A 16636-nucleotide genomic window follows, 5' to 3' on the forward strand; every position below is an offset into this window, starting at 1 on the left:
CTCAGCCGAGGTCCGGCTCAGTCAAGACCGATGGCGCGGGCGGTGAAGCGCTGACCGTGCTTCTCGACCACAAGCGGCAGACCGAAGGTGGCCGTGAGGTTGCGGGAGGTGATCACCTCGTCGATTGGGCCGGCGGCCACGGCGCCGCCGCGACGCAGCAGCAGCGCATGCGTGTACCCCGGCGGGATCTCTTCCACATGGTGGGTGACCAGCACGGTCACCGGTGTGGCGGGGTCCGAGGCGAGACGGCCGAGTGTGCGCACCAGCTCCTCGCGGCCGCCCAGGTCCAGCCCGGAAGCGGGCTCATCCAGCAGAAGAAGCTCAGGGTCAGTCATGAGGGCCCGGGCAGACAGCACCCGCTTGCGCTCGCCGGTGGACAGGGTGGCGAACGGGCGGTCAGCCACATCGCCCACGCCGAAGGCGACCAGCAGAGTCCGGGCCCTCTCGAGGTCCATGTCGTCGTAGCTCTCGCGCCAGCGGCCGACGATGCCGTATCCGGCGGTGACCACGACGTCCAGCGCGGTCTCATCGCCGGGGATAGTGTCGGCGAGTTCCGCGCTGGCCAGACCGATCAGGGTGCGCAGCTCGAACACGTCAGTGCGGCCCAGACGCTCCTCGAAGAGGTCCACCGTGCCGCTCGTGGGATGCAGTCGCGCAGCCAACAGCCGGATCAGCGTGGACTTCCCAGCACCGTTCGGGCCGAGCACCACCCAGCGCTCACCAGATTCAATGCGAAGGGAGACAGAGTCGAGAAGGTGGCGCCCCGATCGGCGCACAACGACATCGGACAGCGAAGCAGCGGCGTCGGACATATCTGGAGCCTATCGCTCGTAGACTGGGCAAGCCCGGATCCGCGTCGCTGGAGGTCGCCGTGCCGCATCGCCCCGTCTCCCTGCACGCGCCGCGTGGCTCCGCTACCGCGGCGGAGATCGAGGCCGCGATCGACGCTGTACTCGAGAACGCCGACGACGTGCCCGTCGACTTCCCCGCCGATGTGCTGGCTGCTGCCGAGCGCGCTGTCGCCGAACTGACTGATGGCGAGGACCGCGTGGACCTGGAGCACGTTCCGTTCGTCACGCTCGATCCGGCGAGCTCGACCGATCTGGACCAGGCCATGCACCTCGAGCGCACGGATGACGGCTATCGCGTGCTCTACGCTATCGCTGACGTGCCCGCCTTCGTACCGCTCGGCGGACGGATCGATGAGGAGGCGCGCACCCGCGGAGCCACCGTGTACCTGCCGGATCGACGGATCCCGCTGCACCCCACACTGATTTCCGAAGCCGCCGGCTCGCTGCTGCCTGATCAGCGCACCCCAGCATTCGTCTGGAGACTTGATCTCAATGACCGAGCGGACGTGCGGGGAATCCAGTTGGATCGCGCCTGGGTGCGCTCACGCGAGAAGCTCGCCTACGACATTGTTCAGGAGGAGCTCGATGCGGGCCGTGGCCGCCCCGTTATGCAGCTGCTGCTAGAGATCGGTCACCTGCGCACCGAGCGTGAAGCCGATCGCGGCGGGGCGAGCCTGAACGTGCCCGAACAGGAGATCGTCGCCGATGAGGACACGGTGCGACTGCAGTGGCGCACTCCCGCGCCGATCGAGGATGCGAACGCCCAGATCTCCCTGATGACCGGCATGGCTGCCGCCACCCTCATGCTCAAGCACGGCGTGGGCATCCTGCGCACCATGCCGCCGGCCGATCAGCGGGCAATGGCACGCTTCCGCCGCCAGGCTGAGGTGCTCGGCGTGCCGTGGGAAAACGGTGTAACCTACGGCGCTTTCCTGCGCTCGCTGGACTGGACGCAGCCACGCCACCTGGCCCTGCTGAACCAGGCTGCCTCACTGTTCCGCGGCGCGTCCTACGCCGCCTTCACCTCCCCTGACGAGGCACCCGAGGACCCGGTGCAGGCAGCGATCGCCGCGCCCTATGCGCATACCACCGCCCCGCTGCGCCGCCTCGTGGACCGCTTCGTGCTACTGGTCTGCCATGCACATGCCCAGGGCATACCGGTGGCACCAGAGCTCCTGGCCGCTCTCGGCGAGATTCCGGACGTGATGCGGACCACCGCCGCTCGCGCCGGCGATCTTGAACGCCGAGCCTTCCAGGTGGTGGAGACCGCGGTGCTCTCCCGACGCGCGGGCGAGACCTTCGCCGGTACGGTCATCGATCGCCGAGAGGCCTCGAGCAGCGAGAACGGGGACGGGGCGCCAGTGCGGGTCGAGGTGCAACTTCAGGATCCTCCGGTCACGCTCTGGGCACCCGGTGTCGATGCCGAGATCGGTACGGAACTGGCTGTGCGCCTGGGCCCGGTCGATCCCTCCACGGGCCGACTCACAGCGCAGCTCGCCGACTCATGACAGTTCCGGTCGACGGGTCACGCGAACTGCTCCTGCCGCGCGCAGCCTCTCTCATGCTCTGGGCGGCAGCCTGTCACCGCGGAGACATCGGCCCCGATGACGCAGCAATCCTCGCGTTGGGCGCACGCCGAACGGGTATGGATGCCGCAGGCGAGGACCTCTTCGACTGGCTGACCTCGCTACGCCGAATTCCGCTGCCCCGGCTGCGTTTGCTCCTTCCGCGTCCCGGCCGGATTGCCGGTCTGGTCGGGCCGCCCGCCGCTATCACCGAGGCGATCAGTGCCGGGCAGGCTGTTCTGGTGGCGGCTGCGGACCTCGCCGATCACACGCTGATCCCCCATGAACGTGTGGAGCTCGGCATTGGGCCGGACGGTGAGCCTGGACCGGTCGTGCGGTGGCACCGACATCCGGCTCCGCTGGGACGCTCGGTGCTACCCGCCGACGGGACAGGACGCGAGCACTTGGTGCATGCACTGCGTCGCGCTGCATCGTCCTCGCTCGACTGGGATCTGGTGCCGGAGGAACCGATCGAGGATGTGCGGGCCCCGCATGGCTGGGCGCCGGCGCTTCTGCCCGCATATCTTGAGCCGACGCTGGTTTCCCAGCTGATACTCGCGGCTCGGACAATGATCCTGGTTGAGGATGAGCTGGTGGCAGGCAATCCGCAGGCGGTGACCCTGGCGGAGAAGGACCTGCGCCGGGACATGCTCGAGGACATGCGCGATGCCGCGGTTGCCGCACTTATCGACAGCACGGACCGGGCCGCTGCCGAGGCGATGCTCGGCTGAGGCCCGGTCCGATCTCAGGCGCTCCGCGGAGCGCTCAGCGCAGACGCGGTATCAGAAGCGCTGCCAGGGTCCGTCGTGCGGGACCTCGCCGCGTGAGGGCGCCTCCCAGTCACAGACACCGTCGGCGAAGATCTCCTGGAGGCGCTCCCACTGTTCGTCGGTCAGCTCGACGGCGTAGTTATCGCGAACCGGATCGACGCGCTGGCAGGCGATGATGTCTGCCTTCACGGACTCACCGGCGACCTCCCGGGGGAAGCTCGCCGAGGGGTAGAGCTGCTCGCACTCGGAGTCCGGGTTGCGGTCCAGTGCCATCGGCAGGAACTGTGGGTTCTCCTCATCGCGGGTCATACAGCCTTCGACGAGCTCAGCAGGGCGGGCCGCACCGATCTCATCAAGCGAAGGACGATTCGTCGGGTCATCGGAGAGCTCGATACCCTCGAGCCAGGCGTCCAGCTGATCCAGGCCGTGCATGAACAGCGGGCTGGCAGAGCCGAAGCCACCGTAGCGATGATCCTCCAGCAGGCTCACATGGTTCACAGTCGACCCGTTGCGATCTCGAAGGCGCTCCACCATCGAGTTGGTGTGGTAGCGCACGTGGATGTCTCCCTTCTCGAAGTCATCCGCGTAGGCGCGATAGTCGACGATCGGCACGGACGCGAGTCCCTGACCACCATCGGTCAGTCGACCGGTGCGATAGGCGGCCTCCACGGCGGGCATGTCGGCCTCGGAGCGCTCGTCTCGGAATTTGCCGTCGTGGTCGTAGCCGCCGATGGCCTCGTTCAGGTCGAGGAACTGCTCGACGCTGATGGTGCCGTCCTCAAGAGCGCCGAGTCCGTACTGGATGCCCTGGTTGTCCAGGGGGCGCAAAGCGAAACCGGTCTCGGGATCGGTGCCGTAGATGTTCTTGGTGTGGTCATAGACGTCGCAGCGCACGCCATCGGGATTGGTGTGCGGGTCATAGCGTTCCTCCTCGGGAATGAGGCCGGGGCAGAACGCGGTGGGATCGATGCGCTGCGCACCGTGGGCGACGTTGTCCATGGTGGCCAAGGTCTGGAAGCCGGTCACGGCGCGCTTCTGCTCGTCGTCCCAGTCCAGCTCGGTGCCCTCCAGGAAGTAGTGCTGCAGCAGGCGCGCGTCGGTGATCATGTGGATCGTGCCGAAGCCGACCTCCGGGAAACTGCAGCCGACCATGATGCCGTCCAGCACGCCGGGATAGTTGTCGGCGGTCTGATGTGACTGGTAGGCGCCGCCGGAGCAGCCGATGCCGATCGTGAACTCGTCACGACCGTAGGTCTCCAGCACTTTCTCCTTGGTCAGCTGCGCGGTTTCGGAGCCGAGCAGGTCGTTGCAGTTGTGGCCGAATACGTTCAGGGAGTTCGAGGCCATCACGTAGCCACGGCTGAGGATCTTCTCGTCGAGTACGCCGCCGGTGCCAGGGCCCTGGCGGTACCAGCCCTCGGTGCAACCGCCCCCGAACTGGTAGACGATCTTCCCGTTCCACAGGTCCGGGGAACTGGTCGGAGTGACCTCGCCCTCCACGATCGGGTCGTGGATCACGGCGTGCTGGTAGACGCCGCGATTGGCGGTGCCATGGGCGATGCGCACGATGAACGGGACCTCGCGTCCATCCTCGAGCGTGGTCATCGCCATGTCAGCCGGGTAGTCGGTGGCGCCCTCGGGTAGTTCGTCCCACTCACCGTCTGTGGTGCGGTAAATGTGGTCAACGCGGTCGGCGACCGAGCAGTTCTCATCCAGGGGTGTGCCCAGCGGCTTGTCGAGACCGGGGATTATGAAAGCCTCGGTCTCGCAGTGGAAGGGCGTCTGATGCGGACCGGACAGGATCGGGCCTGTGCCCGGATGATTGGTGACGGTCAGGGAGGTGCCCTCGCGACCCTTGCCGGGCGGGTTCGCCGTGATCGCGCTCTGGCCCTCTGGCAGGTTCTCGACCAGGCCGATGAGAACACGACGTTCGGGATCGAAGGTGAAGGCCTCGGTGACGTCTCGCCCGTCGGCCTCGATGACCACCTTGTGTTCGGGGACGTTCTTCGGAATACCGACTTCGACGAGTGCGTCGCCACCGGTGACCAGATCGGGCGTGCTGGAGACGGTATCGACGGTGAGTCCTGCGCTCTTCGCTACGGCGGGCGCAGCCGTGCTCAGGCCGCCGACGATCAGCGAGGCGCTGGCGAGAGCAACGAGCAGGGATCTGGGATGGGGCAGTTCGATCGTCATCGGTCGGACTCCTGTGTCGGGGAACGGGGAGAACGGGTTGTGAGCCCGCTCTCATCACGCTAGACGGGGAGCCGACGTCGCACCGGGAAATCGTTATCTCTTGACCATTTCATGACGTTCGGTCTCAGATCGTGAGCCTCGGCGCCCGTCACGGCGACAACGCACGCTCGAGGCATCGGTCAGCAGTTCTGCCGCCTCGGTCAGGCGCCAGCGAGCACCGTCCGATACACCGACAGGGTGCGCTGCGCGATGGACTCCCAGGAGAAATGCTCGGCCGCCCGGCGGCGTGAGGCCTCCCCCATCTGGCGTGCCCGCTGCGGATCCGACACCATCCGTGTCAGGGCGTCGGCGAGGTCCGCCACGAACGCCTCCGGATCGGTTGGCGTGCCGGTGCCGTCCTGTACCTGGTCGATCGGCACGAGATAGCCGGTCTCCCCGTCGGCGACGACCTCCGGGATGCCACCGGTGGCGCTCGCGACCACGGGAGTGCCACAGGCCATCGCTTCGAGGTTCACAATGCCCAGGGGCTCGTAGATGCTCGGGCACACGAAGGTCGTGGCGTGGCTAAGGAGCTGCGTCAGCTCGTGGCGCGGCAGCATCTCGGTGATCAGGTGGATCCCGTCGCGGTCTGAGCGCAGCCCTGAAACCAGCTCAGAGACTTCGCGGGCGATCTCCTCAGTGTCCGGCGCTCCCGCGCACAGCACCACCTGGTAGTCAGCGGGCAGCTCGCGCACAGCACGCAGGAAGTACGGCAGGCCCTTCTGCCGGGTGATGCGGCCGACGAACACGATCGTCGGTGCCTCCGGGTCGATGCCACGAGTGGTGAGAGCCGACGTCTCCGTGTTCGGCTGCCACTGCTCGATGTCGATGCCGTTGTGCACCACATGCACCCGCTGAGGGTCGACCATCGGGTAGGCACGCAGGATGTCCTCCCGCATGCCGGCAGAGACGGCGATCACCCCGGCGGCATACTCGTAAGCGGCGCGTTCAAGGTAGGAGCTCAGCGCATACCCGCCGCCGAGCTGCTCTGCTTTCCACGGTCGTAACGGTTCCAAGGAGTGCGCCGAGAGCACATGCGGTGCCCCGTGCAGCAGGGAGGCGGTATGTCCGGCAAAGTTGGCGTACCAGGTGTGGGAGTGGATCAGATCCGCCCCGGCGCAGTCGGCCGCGATCTGCAGGTCGGTGCCCATGGTGGCGAGTGCGGCATTGGCGCCCTCGAGTTCATGTGGCGTGCGGTAGGCGGTAGTGTCCGTCTCGGAGCGCTCGGCGCCGAAGCAGCGCACCTGGACCTCGATGTGAGGCCGCAGCACACGGGTGAGCTCGGCGACGTGCACACCGGCTCCTCCGTACACCGCGGGCGGGTACTCCTTCGTCAGCAGGTCCACGCGCATAGGGCCGCTCCTTCCGTGCATCCGAGTGTTCATCCGGTTGTCGTCTCAGCCGGGCCTTCCGGAGGGGTGATGGAGGCCACCTCTGCATTATCCTCGAAGCATGTCGAAGAAGGTCCTTGCCATCGTCCTCGCCGGCGGCGAAGGGAAGCGCCTCATGCCGCTGACCCTCGACCGGGCCAAGCCCGCTGTGCCGTTCGGCGGTATCTACCGTCTGATCGATTTCGCACTGTCGAACATCGTCAACTCCGGGTATCTGCGTGTGGTTGTGCTCACGCAGTACAAATCCCACTCCCTGGACAAGCATGTGACCACGACGTGGCGCATGAGCTCGATGCTCGGTAACTACGTTGCCCCGGTGCCGGCGCAGCAGCGCATGGGCAAGCACTGGTACCTCGGATCGGCGGACGCGATCTACCAGTCGCTCAATCTGATCGAAGAGGAGAAGCCGGATTACGTGGTCGTGGTCGGCGCCGATCACGTCTACCGCATGGACTTCTCGCAGATGCTCGATGCGCATATCGAGGCGGGCCGGCCCTGCTCTGTAGCAGCGATCCGTCAGCCGATCGAGCTGTCGGACCAGTTCGGTGTGATCGAGACCGACGAGCCGGACACGACGCTGATCCACCGTTTCGTCGAGAAGCCGAAGGAGACCGCTGGCCTCGCTGATGACCCCACGCAGGTACTGGCCTCGATGGGCAACTATATCTTCGACGCCGACGCCTTGGTGGAGGCTGTGACGAAAGATGGTGCCGATCCTGATTCCGCTCATGACATGGGCGGTGACATCGTCCCGTACTTCGTCGCACAGAACGCTGCAACGGTGTACGACTTCATCCACAATGACGTTCCCGGGTCCACCGATCGCGACCGTGACTACTGGCGTGACGTCGGCACGCTGGACGCGTTCTACGACGCGAACATGGATCTGATCTCGATTCATCCCGTCTTCAACCTGTACAACGAGGAATGGCCCACCTTTGCGGGGATCCGCAACGTGCCGCCAGCGAAGTTCGTCCACGCCGGCCCGGGGCGCGTGGGCTCTGCCGTGGATTCGATCGTCTCCCCCGGTGTCGTGGTCTCCGGCGCGCAGATCGCGAGCTCGGTGATCTCCCCGGGGGTGCGGCTGAACTCCTGGTCCAACGTCACCGATTCGGTGCTCATGGATGGCGTGGTGGTCGGCCGGCATTCCCAGATCCACCGAGCGATCATCGATAAGAACGTGGTCGTGCCGCCCCGCACCCAAATCGGCCTGGATGCCGATCAGGATCGAGCCCGCGGGTTCGTGGTGACCGAATCGGGGATCACGGTGATCGGCAAAGGCACCGTCATCGAGCCGTGATACCACCAAACGGTCTCCTGATCAGCGACGTCGACTCGACCTTCCTCACGCAGGAAGTCATCGAGCTGGTTGCTGAACACGCCGGCGTCCGAGAGGAGGTCGCGGCAGTCACCGATGCCGCGATGCACGGCGAGCTCGACTTCACTGAATCGCTTGCACGTCGCGTCGCACTGCTAGAGGGGTTGGATGAGGGGGTGCTCGATCTGGTGCGGGCCAACCTTGTCCCGACGCCGGGTGCATGCGATCTGTTCCTGCGTGCCCACGAGCATGGCTGGGTGACCGCCCTCGTCTCCGGGGGCTTCACGGAGGTGATCACGCCACTGGCTCGACAGTGCCAGGTTACTCACGTGGTGGCGAACCGTTTCGAGATCGCCGCGGGGTGCCTCACCGGTCGCACCGATGGACCCGTGGTGGATGGCAGACGCAAGGAGAAGACACTGCGTGCGCTCGCCGAGCAGTACGGGCTCCCCCTGGAGCGCACCGTGGCGATCGGCGATGGAGCCAATGACACGCTGATGGTGCAGGCCGCGGGCTTGGGTATTGCGTTTAGGGCAAAGCCGGCGCTGCGACGGGTGGCCGATGCGGAACTGGAGGGGCCATCGCTCCTGGATGCCTGGCCGCTGATGCTAGCGCAGCTCGCCAAGGCGGAGGCCGACGGACGCTGATAGCGCCCCGCTGCGTACTGCGTTAGGGCCGGACGATGGTGTGCAACCGCATTCCCTGTTCGCGCAGATCGCCCCAGTGTTCCTCGGCAGCGGAGAGCACGGCGAGCTGTCCGGTGGATAGCCCGATTCGGGCTTGTGCGAGCGATCCGGGGTCGGAGTCTTCATCTGCCAGTGCGGTCGCGAGGATGCCCATCGTCGGCTCGTGCCCGATCACAAGCACCACTGCATGCTTGTCCTTGCGTGTGCGGATCAGATCGAGTGCGTCGGCCGGGGTGCCGGAGTATAGCTCTTCGTGGAATGTCGCTTTGCCGTGGAAACCGGGCATCGCCTCGACGAGGGCCTCCCATGTTCCGCGTGTGCGCACGGAGTCGGAGACGAGCACCCGCGTGGGGCGCACACCCTGCGATTCGAGGTACTCGCCGATCAGTGCTGCTTGCGCAGCTCCGCGGTCGGTGAGTTCGCGTTCGCGATCGCTGGACTCAGAACTGCTGTCGGCCTTCCCGTGTCGCATGAGCAGGAGCAGGCGACTGTCGGGGTCGGAAGAAGCCATGACGGCGCGATCACACCTCGTGCTGATGGGCAGGGATCATCCTGCGGTGGCTATGGACTGACTCAGTGTCCCATGCCCAGTCCACCGTCGACAGGAATGACGGCACCGGAGATGTAGGCGGCGTCCTCACTTGCAAGGAAGGCGACCACCTTGGCAACCTCAGCCGGGTCGGCGAAGCGCCCGGCGGGGATGGCGTCACGATACTTGGCCTTGAGATCGTCGCTGAGGCTCGCTGTCATGTCGGTGTCGATGTAGCCGGGAGCGACAACGTTCGCGGTGATGCCGCGGGAGCCCAGTTCACGCGTGATCGAGCGGGCCATGCCCACCAGGCCCGCCTTGGATGCGGCGTAGTTGACCTGGCCTGGCGAACCGTACTGTCCAACGACGGAGCTGATCAGCACGATGCGGCCCCTCTTCGCACGCATCATGGACCGGATCACGCGGGAGACTGTCCGGAACGCCCCGGTGAGGTTGGTGTCAATCACCGACTCGAAGGATGCGTCGTTCATGCGCAGCAGCAACTGGTCATCGGTGATGCCGGCGTTGGCCACCAGCACCTCGATGGGGCCGTGGGCTTCCTGAGCGGTGGCGATCGCCTGGTCGAGACTGGCAGCATCGGTGACGTCAGCGGCGACCGTGAGCGCGCCTTCCGGCCCGCCGCTGCCGGAGCGGCTGGTGACAGCCACCTTGTCACCACGGCGCAGGAACTCCTCGGCGATGCAGCGGCCGATTCCACGGTTGCCGCCGGTGATCAGGACGCTGCGTTCAGCGGTGGTGTCGGCTGGGCTGCTGCTCATGGGAACTCCTTGTGGTGGTGGTATCGCCGCCGATGGCGGGCTGGGCACGGCGGGCGACCTTTATCGGTCAGGGTCGTGATCTACGATACGGGTGCACAGAGCATTCGGTGCGACGTGGGGGCCGCATCGATGTCCGCTTCGGGACAGCACGGAAAAGGGAATCTTCATGGCATACCGCTTCAATCCGCCGCCGAACTGGCCTATTGACGATCCTGAATGGGCTCCGCCGCCGGGGTGGCAGCCGGATCCGTCGTGGGGGCCCGCGCCCGAAGGCTGGAGCTTCTGGGTGGATGCGGATAACGCGGTGACGAACACCGATGCCACAGAGCAGTCCGCGGACGACGACGCCACCCACGTGGTCGCGTCGCAGGACCGCCCCCTGCCCGCCGACGCCCCGGCCCAGCCGGTCGATGACGACGCCACCCGCGTCGTCCCGTCACAGGACCGCCCCCTGCCCGCCGACGCCCCGGCCCAGCCGGTCGATGAAGACGCCACCCGCCTGGTCACCTCACAGGATCGTGAGGCTGCGTCGCTCGAGCAGGCGCCCCTGGAGCCGCAGGACTCCGCTGCGCAGCCGTCGGTCGATGCACACGGCGACCACGGTGCCTCGCATGGCGCCGGCCCCGTGGATGCCGCGGATCATGGCCAGCCGCAGACTCCGTCCACCGACTCCCACGGTGCACAGGACAGTCATGCCGACCGGTCCATCGAGGACCACGCTGAGCCTTCCGCACAGGCCGACACGCCCCGCCACCACGGCACACCGGGCACCGCAGCGGAGACAGCGGAGTACGCCGGTCCGAACCTTGAGCATGACCTGCAGCAGGCAACCTCATACGAAGAGCCCGCCGCCGGCCACACGCATGGCGGCCAGCCTGCGGAAGAGTCCGAACGAACCGGCGGCACGGCGTCGGACGATCGTGGTGCCTCTGCGCACGTCGATGCCGGTGTGCCGACTGATCAGGGGCAGGGAACGTCCTTCGCGGCTCCCGCTGCCGTGACCGCTGGAGCTGCAGCGGCCGCTGCGGGTGCTGTCGGCGCGCGCGGCAATGACACTGACCCCGCGCCCACGCATGAGCCCGAGGCGGCCTCGGAGCTGAATGCTGGACAGGATCAGAGCGCACAGCCCGTCGACGGCGGGCAGGAGCCCGTCGCCCACGGCACCGACCAGACTGCGCACTCCGCGCCCCATGGCACCGACCCGGCCGCGTCTGCCGCAGTCCCCAGCGATGGCTCAGCCGATCAGGGCTTCGACACCTCGCACGAGCAGGGTGCAGCCCCTGCCGGCTATGGTGACGACTCTGCGGCCCATGGGTACGGCACCGCTCATGGTCAGGCCTCCCCTGCCGCTGGCTACGGCGATGACTCCGCAGACCACGGGTACGGGCAGCCGTACGGTCCCGCATCTGCTGGATCGTACGACGGGGTGTCGCCATACAACCCGAGTCAGGCGTCGCCGTACGCCGACGACCAGGCCTCACCCTCGCCCTATGGTCAGCCGTCTCCCGGGTACGGGTCGGCGAACGATTCCGGCCAGTGGACCGCGACCACGCAGCCACAGCAGGGTCAGTCCAAGGGGCTCGTCGCCCGCTTCTGGTGGGTGGGTTGCATCGTGCTGTTCCTCATCGCGGCTTTGATTGCGGGCGTGATCGGCGCCGTCGTGCTCCTGGGCCGTGGGGGTGGCGAGGACCCTGCCCCGGAGCCGACCACCTCGGAGCAGTCGACCTCTGAGGATCCGACGGATGATCCGACCGCCAGTGACGACCCCACGGAGGATCCCACCGCGAGTGAGGATCCGACTCCGGTGTCGACGCCGACCAACCTGCCCACGGTGGATCCGAGCGCTCAGGCCGTGGCCGTTGCGTCGTCCTCCGGGAAGGGGTCGATCAAGGTTGATATGAAGTTCATGAAGCCTGCTGACCTGCCCAGTGAGTACGGCGGCACAGTCGATCCGTCGCCGCTGGCGGGCGGGGACTACCTCGCGATGACCGCGGAGATCACGGTCGAGGAGGGCGAGATGGACTTCGGCGCCTACAACTTCGAGATCACCACCCCGTACGGCGGGAAGATCTCCCCGGCGTCGGCAAGCTACGGCCTGAAGGACGCCGGCGTCGGTCTTGACGCACCCGAATCCTTCAAGGCAGGAGATACCTACTCGGTGCGTGTTCTGTTCGAGGTGGAGAAGGCGGGCGGCATGCAGCTCGTGTACAACACCTTCGCCAACGAATACACGTGGCCGGTGCCCGAGAAGTGAGCACGTCTGGCGCCACCGCGCACTTCAACCCTCCGCCGAACTGGCCTGAGCCTCCGGCGGAGGGCTGGACGCCGCCCGCGGACTGGGTGCCACAACGTGCCTGGGGCCCGGTTCCCACAGGCTGGCACCTGTGGCTCGAGGATGATTCGACGGCAGCCGACGGACCGCTGCAGGCCTCAGAGGACGTTCCTGCCAGTGGTGCACGACCGCGTCAGCGTATCGACACGTATCCCGTCGCCGTGCTGAACCCCGGCATGTACTCCGACAATCACCTGCAAGCGGAGGACTACGGTTTTCCACCGGCGAAACCGCGGCGCTCGCGCCCTCGGCTGCGTTTGGGGATGCACATCACGGTGACCGTTCTGGGGTTGCTCCTGCTAGCAGCCACCGTGGTGGCGTTCGTGTTCGCGAGGGACTTCGCGATCACGACCCTGCCCACGATGAGCCGGGCCGCTCTATTACTTGCCGTTCCGTCGTCTCTTACCGCGGCACGGCCGGTTGCGCCGCCCCATGGACGCTGAGCGGGAGCGACGGCCTCTGCTACGGCTCCTGTTCAGCCGCGAGAGCCTGGTGGGTCTGCTCGTGGTGACGATCGGCGCCGTGACCTGTATCTGCCTGGGGCTGTGGCAGTTCGGCCGGTTCGAAGGCAAGCGTGATCGCGCCGCTCTTATTGAGCAGCAGGTGGAGGCCGAACCGCAGTCGCTGGCGACCGTGCTTCCGGAGCACGACTCCACTCTCGCGCCGGATGCCGAGTGGAGCCCCGTGCGCATGCATGGACGCTACTGCACCGGTGAGGACTGCGTGCTGTATGTCCGCAACCGCACGCTCGGCGGACGCACCGGGTTCTGGCAGCTCGTCCCGTTCACCGAGGAATCGGGGCGCACCACACTCGTGGTGCGTGGCTGGGTCGACAGCGATTCGCGGCGCTCCGCCCCCGCCGAGCAGCCTCGCGTTCCGGACGGCGAACTCACCGTCACCGGCGTGCTGCGTCCGGTCGAAGGGGAGCTGTCGTCCCGCAGCGATCCGCCCGGCCAGGTGCAGACCGTACATCCAGTCACGGTCGCCGAACGCACCGGAGTGGATCCTCAGGCGCTGACCGCGGGCGCATACCTGGTGATGCGGGAAGAGGACCCTGCTCAGAACACGCAGACACTACTGCCACTCCCCCGGCCCGACACATCCCTGGGCCCGCACCTGTCCTACGCGTTCCAATGGTGGATCTTCGCGTCATTCTTCCCGCTGGGCTGGGTCGTGCTCCTGCGGCGACGGCTTCGCGAGGAGGACGACGCGACCGACTCCGCACCGCATCCGACAGCCGTGAACGCTGACACAGCCCACCCGCCTTCGACGCCGACGCCGGACGAGGCACCACCCTCCCGCCGTCGATCCCGCAGACCGACCCGTGACGAGGAGGAAGAGGATGCCCTCATCGACCAGCAGTTCTTCTGAGAGCCATTCACGCTTCCTGCCGGGGCCACGGCCGCGCAGGATCGCCCACCGGGGCTTCGCCCTCGACGGCGCGGAGAACACCCTGCGCGCTTTCCGGGATGCGCTGGGCGAGGGCGCCGACATGCTCGAAACGGACACGCGATCGACAGCGGATGGCACAGCTCTTGCGTTTCACGACGAGACGCTGCAGCGCGTTGCTGGCCTCGATCTGCCCGTTGCCGAGCTGCGCGATAAAGACGTGGACACAGTGCGGGTCGCTGGCGATGAGCCACTGGCCCGGCTCGACGATGTGCTCGATGCGTTCCGTCACGTACCGGTGAATATTGACGTGAAGGATGAAGCGGCGATCGCACCTGCTGCCCGGGCGATCGCTCGCACGCGCGCGGCGCGCCGCATCTGTGTGACGAGCTTCGATGACCGGGTGGCGCGCAGCGCTGTTGAAGCAGTGCGAGCAACGAGCGGCGTGGTGCCGATGCGCAGCCCGTCACGGGGTCGGATCACGGCCGTGCTCGCTGCACAGGCCGTCGAGGTGCCTGACGCTGTGATGCGTCGGCTGCTGCATCCGTATGGCGCCCTGCAGATTCCGCCGACGCATCGCGGCGTGCGGATCCTCACGCCGCGGCTCGTGGCGGCGGCGCACCGAGCCGGCTGTGAGGTGCATGTGTGGACGATCGATGATCCTGCCCACATGTCAGACCTGCTGAAGATGGGGGTCGATGGTATCGTGACCAATCGCGTCGATCTGCTCTCCGACCTGCTGGAGAGCAGCGAAGGGAATAATCCGAGGCCGCTCAGCGCTGCACCGTGATGGTGCCCGGCGCGTGATGCGCCCGGACCCGAACCCATCGGCAGGAAGCGAGGAGCAGTATGAACAGCCGCAGTCTGAGGGGAACCCGCTTGGGCTCCCTGTCCATGGAGACCGACGAGGGTGTGCTGGCGGCGCCGCGTCAGGAGACCGCGTACGACTGCCCGAAGGGCCACACGACGATTCTGCCGTTCTCTGTTGAGGCGGAGGTTCCGGCCGTGTGGGAGTGCCGCTGCGGTGAGACCGCTGTGCTGCGTGACCACGAGAAGCCGGATGAGAAGCCCGGCAAGCCGCAGCGCACCCACTGGGACATGCTGTTGGAGCGTCGCAGCGAGGAAGAGTTGCAGGAGCTGCTGGATCAGCGACTGGAGCTGCTGCGCGCCGGCAAACTGCACACCAGCTCTAGCCGCACTCTCTGATCCGCCATCCGAGCACGCCCGTGGTACGAGGCGAGGTATCCCGAGCCACGCGGCGTGCTTCGGCATCTCGGCCGGAGGTGAGGGTGTCAGCCGACGGCGAAGGGACCCGGTTCACGAGCGCGAACTGACCGCTGATGCGCAAAGGCGCGTGGACCGCTGACTCGCACGTTCAGCTCCCGGTGCCTTTGAGCCCATGGGCTTTTCAGCGGGTCAGCTGGGCTCAAGCTTTCGGTTGTTGGTCGAGCATGGGGTTACCCGTGGGCTGCGGACGCACCGGCTCAGCGTCCACGATGATCTCCCCTTCGATGACGCCCGGTCCGCGTCGGCGATACAGCACTGTGCGGGCACCTTCCGAGGCGCTGCCCAGTCCCACCGCGGAGACGGTACGGCGCTGCACCGGCGTGAGCAGCAGGATGATTCCGGCGACGTCTGTGAGCAGACCGGGAAAGAAGAAACAGCCGGCCGCGAGCAGTGTGAAGGCGGGCCGTGAGAGGTGGTCCTGCACGTCCCCGCGGCCTCGCACCGCACGGATCAGGGAGCGGACTCTGCTGAAGGACTGCTGCCCCGCGGCCACCACCAGAGCGAAGCCGATGATCCAGCCAAGCGCGACGATCAGCAGTGACCACCACAGGCTGGTCTTGACCGCGATCAGCACGAGGAGGGCGAGCTCGGCAAGGCCCAGAAGCGCGACGCCCACAGGGATCCATCGCCCCCACGGGCGACGGCGCGGCTGATCAGCGCGGCGTGAGGTCGATCCGGTCGAGGTCATGGCGGTCGTCCCTTCCTCAGCGTTCGTGCGGCGCCTCAGCGCCGCCTCCCCTGACGCAGCAGACTCTTCAACTGCTGCCAGCGCCGCTGTATTCCCCACAGTGTCACGCGCACGAGCGCTTCGCGCACAATCCGCGAGCTCATTTTGCTCACACCGTCGGTGCGCTCATCGAAATCGATCGGGACTTCCCGGATGTCGGCCCCGGCCGCCCAGGCGCGTCGCGTCATATCGACCTGGAAGCAGTAGCCCTGCGAGGCGACGCTCTCGCGCATCAGCACACGCAGCAGATCTGCGCGGTAGGCGCGGAACCCGGCTGTGGCGTCATGCACCGGCAGGGCGAGCCAGAGCCGCACATACAGGTTCGCTCCCCGGCTCAGCAGCAAACGGTGCAGCGGCCAATCGTGCACCCGGCCGCCAGGAATCCACCGTGAACCGACCGCCAGCTCCGCGCCGTCCTGGATCGCGTCAAGCAGGCGGGGAAGCTGTTCCGGACGGTGGGAGGCGTCGGCGTCCATCTCCACGATCACGTCGAAGCCGTGCTCGAACCCCCACTCGAATCCGGCCAGGTACGCAGGTCCCAGGCCGTTCTTCGCGGTGCGGTGGAGAACATGGATGCTGCCATCCTCGGCAGCGGCCTGATCGGCCCAATCGCCGGTGCCATCCGGTGAGGCGTCGTCGACCACCAGCACATGCGCGAGCGGGACGGCACGTCGAAGCCGATGCAACGTGCCGGGCAGCGTTGCACGCTCGTTGTAGGTGGGCATGACGACGAGCAGGCCCGTGCACTCCGAGGTGCCCTGCGGGGTGTGTCCGGGCATG

The 16636-nt window shown here is 66.9% G+C and carries 16 protein-coding genes; 9 read left to right on the forward strand and 7 right to left on the reverse strand.

The features are described 5' to 3' along the window. Nucleotides 1–17: 17 nt before the first annotated feature. Complete coding sequence (locus C8271_RS07680; RefSeq protein WP_106506804.1) at nt 18–812, reverse strand: ABC transporter ATP-binding protein; 795 nt, start codon at nt 810–812, stop codon at nt 18–20. A 59-nt stretch (nt 813–871) separates the two neighbouring features. On the opposite strand from C8271_RS07680, the gene C8271_RS07685 reads away from it, so the two are divergent. Then, the gene (locus C8271_RS07685; protein ID WP_106506805.1) at nt 872–2359 is read left to right on the forward strand and encodes an RNB domain-containing ribonuclease; all 1488 of its coding nucleotides are present in this window, start codon (nt 872–874) and stop codon (nt 2357–2359) included. Next, on the forward strand, nt 2356–3147 hold the full coding sequence (locus C8271_RS07690) for a hypothetical protein (RefSeq protein WP_106506806.1): 792 nt from the start codon (nt 2356–2358) through the stop codon (nt 3145–3147). The genes C8271_RS07685 and C8271_RS07690 overlap by 4 nt, the downstream gene beginning before the upstream one ends. Before the next feature lie 51 nt (nt 3148–3198). Here the strand turns inward: C8271_RS07690 and C8271_RS07695 are convergent, their stop codons facing one another. Continuing rightward, nucleotides 3199–5379 carry a DUF6351 family protein gene (locus C8271_RS07695; RefSeq protein WP_245921039.1) on the reverse strand — a complete coding sequence of 727 codons (2181 nt, stop codon included), beginning with the start codon at nt 5377–5379 and terminating at the stop codon, nt 3199–3201. A 200-nt stretch (nt 5380–5579) separates the two neighbouring features. Beyond that, a complete protein-coding gene (gene glgA, locus C8271_RS07700) occupies nt 5580–6770 on the reverse strand; it encodes a glycogen synthase (RefSeq protein WP_106506807.1) in 1191 nt (396 codons plus the stop codon). A 100-nt stretch (nt 6771–6870) separates the two neighbouring features. On the opposite strand from glgA, the gene glgC reads away from it, so the two are divergent. After that, a complete protein-coding gene (glgC, locus tag C8271_RS07705; RefSeq protein ID WP_106506808.1) occupies nt 6871–8109 on the forward strand; it encodes a glucose-1-phosphate adenylyltransferase in 1239 nt (412 codons plus the stop codon). Then, the gene (serB, locus tag C8271_RS07710) at nt 8106–8774 is read left to right on the forward strand and encodes a phosphoserine phosphatase SerB (RefSeq protein ID WP_342751940.1); all 669 of its coding nucleotides are present in this window, start codon (nt 8106–8108) and stop codon (nt 8772–8774) included. Before glgC ends, serB begins: the two co-directional genes overlap by 4 nt. A 22-nt stretch (nt 8775–8796) precedes the next feature. On the opposite strand, the gene C8271_RS07715 is transcribed toward serB, so the two are convergent. Together C8271_RS07715 and fabG are read right to left on the reverse strand one after the other, a co-directional pair. Further along, nucleotides 8797–9324, reverse strand: coding sequence for a SixA phosphatase family protein (locus C8271_RS07715; protein ID WP_106506809.1), 528 nt, complete (start codon nt 9322–9324; stop codon nt 8797–8799). Between the two features lie 62 nt (nt 9325–9386). After that, nucleotides 9387–10121: a 3-oxoacyl-ACP reductase FabG gene (fabG, locus tag C8271_RS07720; RefSeq protein ID WP_106506810.1), complete on the reverse strand. Its 735-nt coding sequence runs from the start codon at nt 10119–10121 to the stop codon at nt 9387–9389. A 166-nt stretch (nt 10122–10287) separates the two neighbouring features. Between fabG and C8271_RS07725 the strand changes: the two genes are divergently transcribed. Genes C8271_RS07725 through C8271_RS07745 form a run of 5 tightly spaced genes read left to right on the forward strand, consistent with a single transcriptional unit; the run spans nt 10288 to nt 15048 of the window. Continuing rightward, nucleotides 10288–12375, forward strand: a complete 2088-nt coding sequence (locus tag C8271_RS07725) for a hypothetical protein (RefSeq protein WP_138774540.1) — start codon at nt 10288–10290, stop codon at nt 12373–12375. Further along, nucleotides 12372–12896, forward strand: a complete 525-nt coding sequence (locus C8271_RS07730; RefSeq protein ID WP_245921040.1) for a hypothetical protein — start codon at nt 12372–12374, stop codon at nt 12894–12896. The genes C8271_RS07725 and C8271_RS07730 overlap by 4 nt, the downstream gene beginning before the upstream one ends. Then, nucleotides 12886–13824, forward strand: coding sequence for an SURF1 family cytochrome oxidase biogenesis protein (locus C8271_RS07735; RefSeq protein ID WP_106506812.1), 939 nt, complete (start codon nt 12886–12888; stop codon nt 13822–13824). The genes C8271_RS07730 and C8271_RS07735 overlap by 11 nt, the downstream gene beginning before the upstream one ends. After that, nucleotides 13796–14632, forward strand: a complete 837-nt coding sequence (locus C8271_RS07740; protein ID WP_106506813.1) for a glycerophosphodiester phosphodiesterase family protein — start codon at nt 13796–13798, stop codon at nt 14630–14632. The genes C8271_RS07735 and C8271_RS07740 overlap by 29 nt, the downstream gene beginning before the upstream one ends. A gap of 59 nt (nt 14633–14691) precedes the next feature. Beyond that, nucleotides 14692–15048 (forward strand): RNA polymerase-binding protein RbpA, encoded by a 357-nt coding sequence (locus tag C8271_RS07745; protein ID WP_106506814.1) that lies wholly within the window; start codon nt 14692–14694, stop codon nt 15046–15048. A gap of 220 nt (nt 15049–15268) precedes the next feature. Here C8271_RS07745 and C8271_RS07750 read toward each other — a convergent pair whose 3' ends face one another. Further along, nucleotides 15269–15817 (reverse strand): FxsA family protein, encoded by a 549-nt coding sequence (locus C8271_RS07750; protein ID WP_106506815.1) that lies wholly within the window; start codon nt 15815–15817, stop codon nt 15269–15271. Nucleotides 15818–15852: 35 nt separating this feature from the next. Further along, a complete protein-coding gene (locus C8271_RS07755; protein WP_106506816.1) occupies nt 15853–16635 on the reverse strand; it encodes a polyprenol monophosphomannose synthase in 783 nt (260 codons plus the stop codon). Between the last annotated feature and the right edge of the window lies 1 nt (nt 16636).

The sequence above is a fragment of the Brachybacterium timonense genome, assembly GCF_900258505.1.
Lineage (GTDB): Bacteria > Actinomycetota > Actinomycetes > Actinomycetales > Dermabacteraceae > Brachybacterium > Brachybacterium timonense.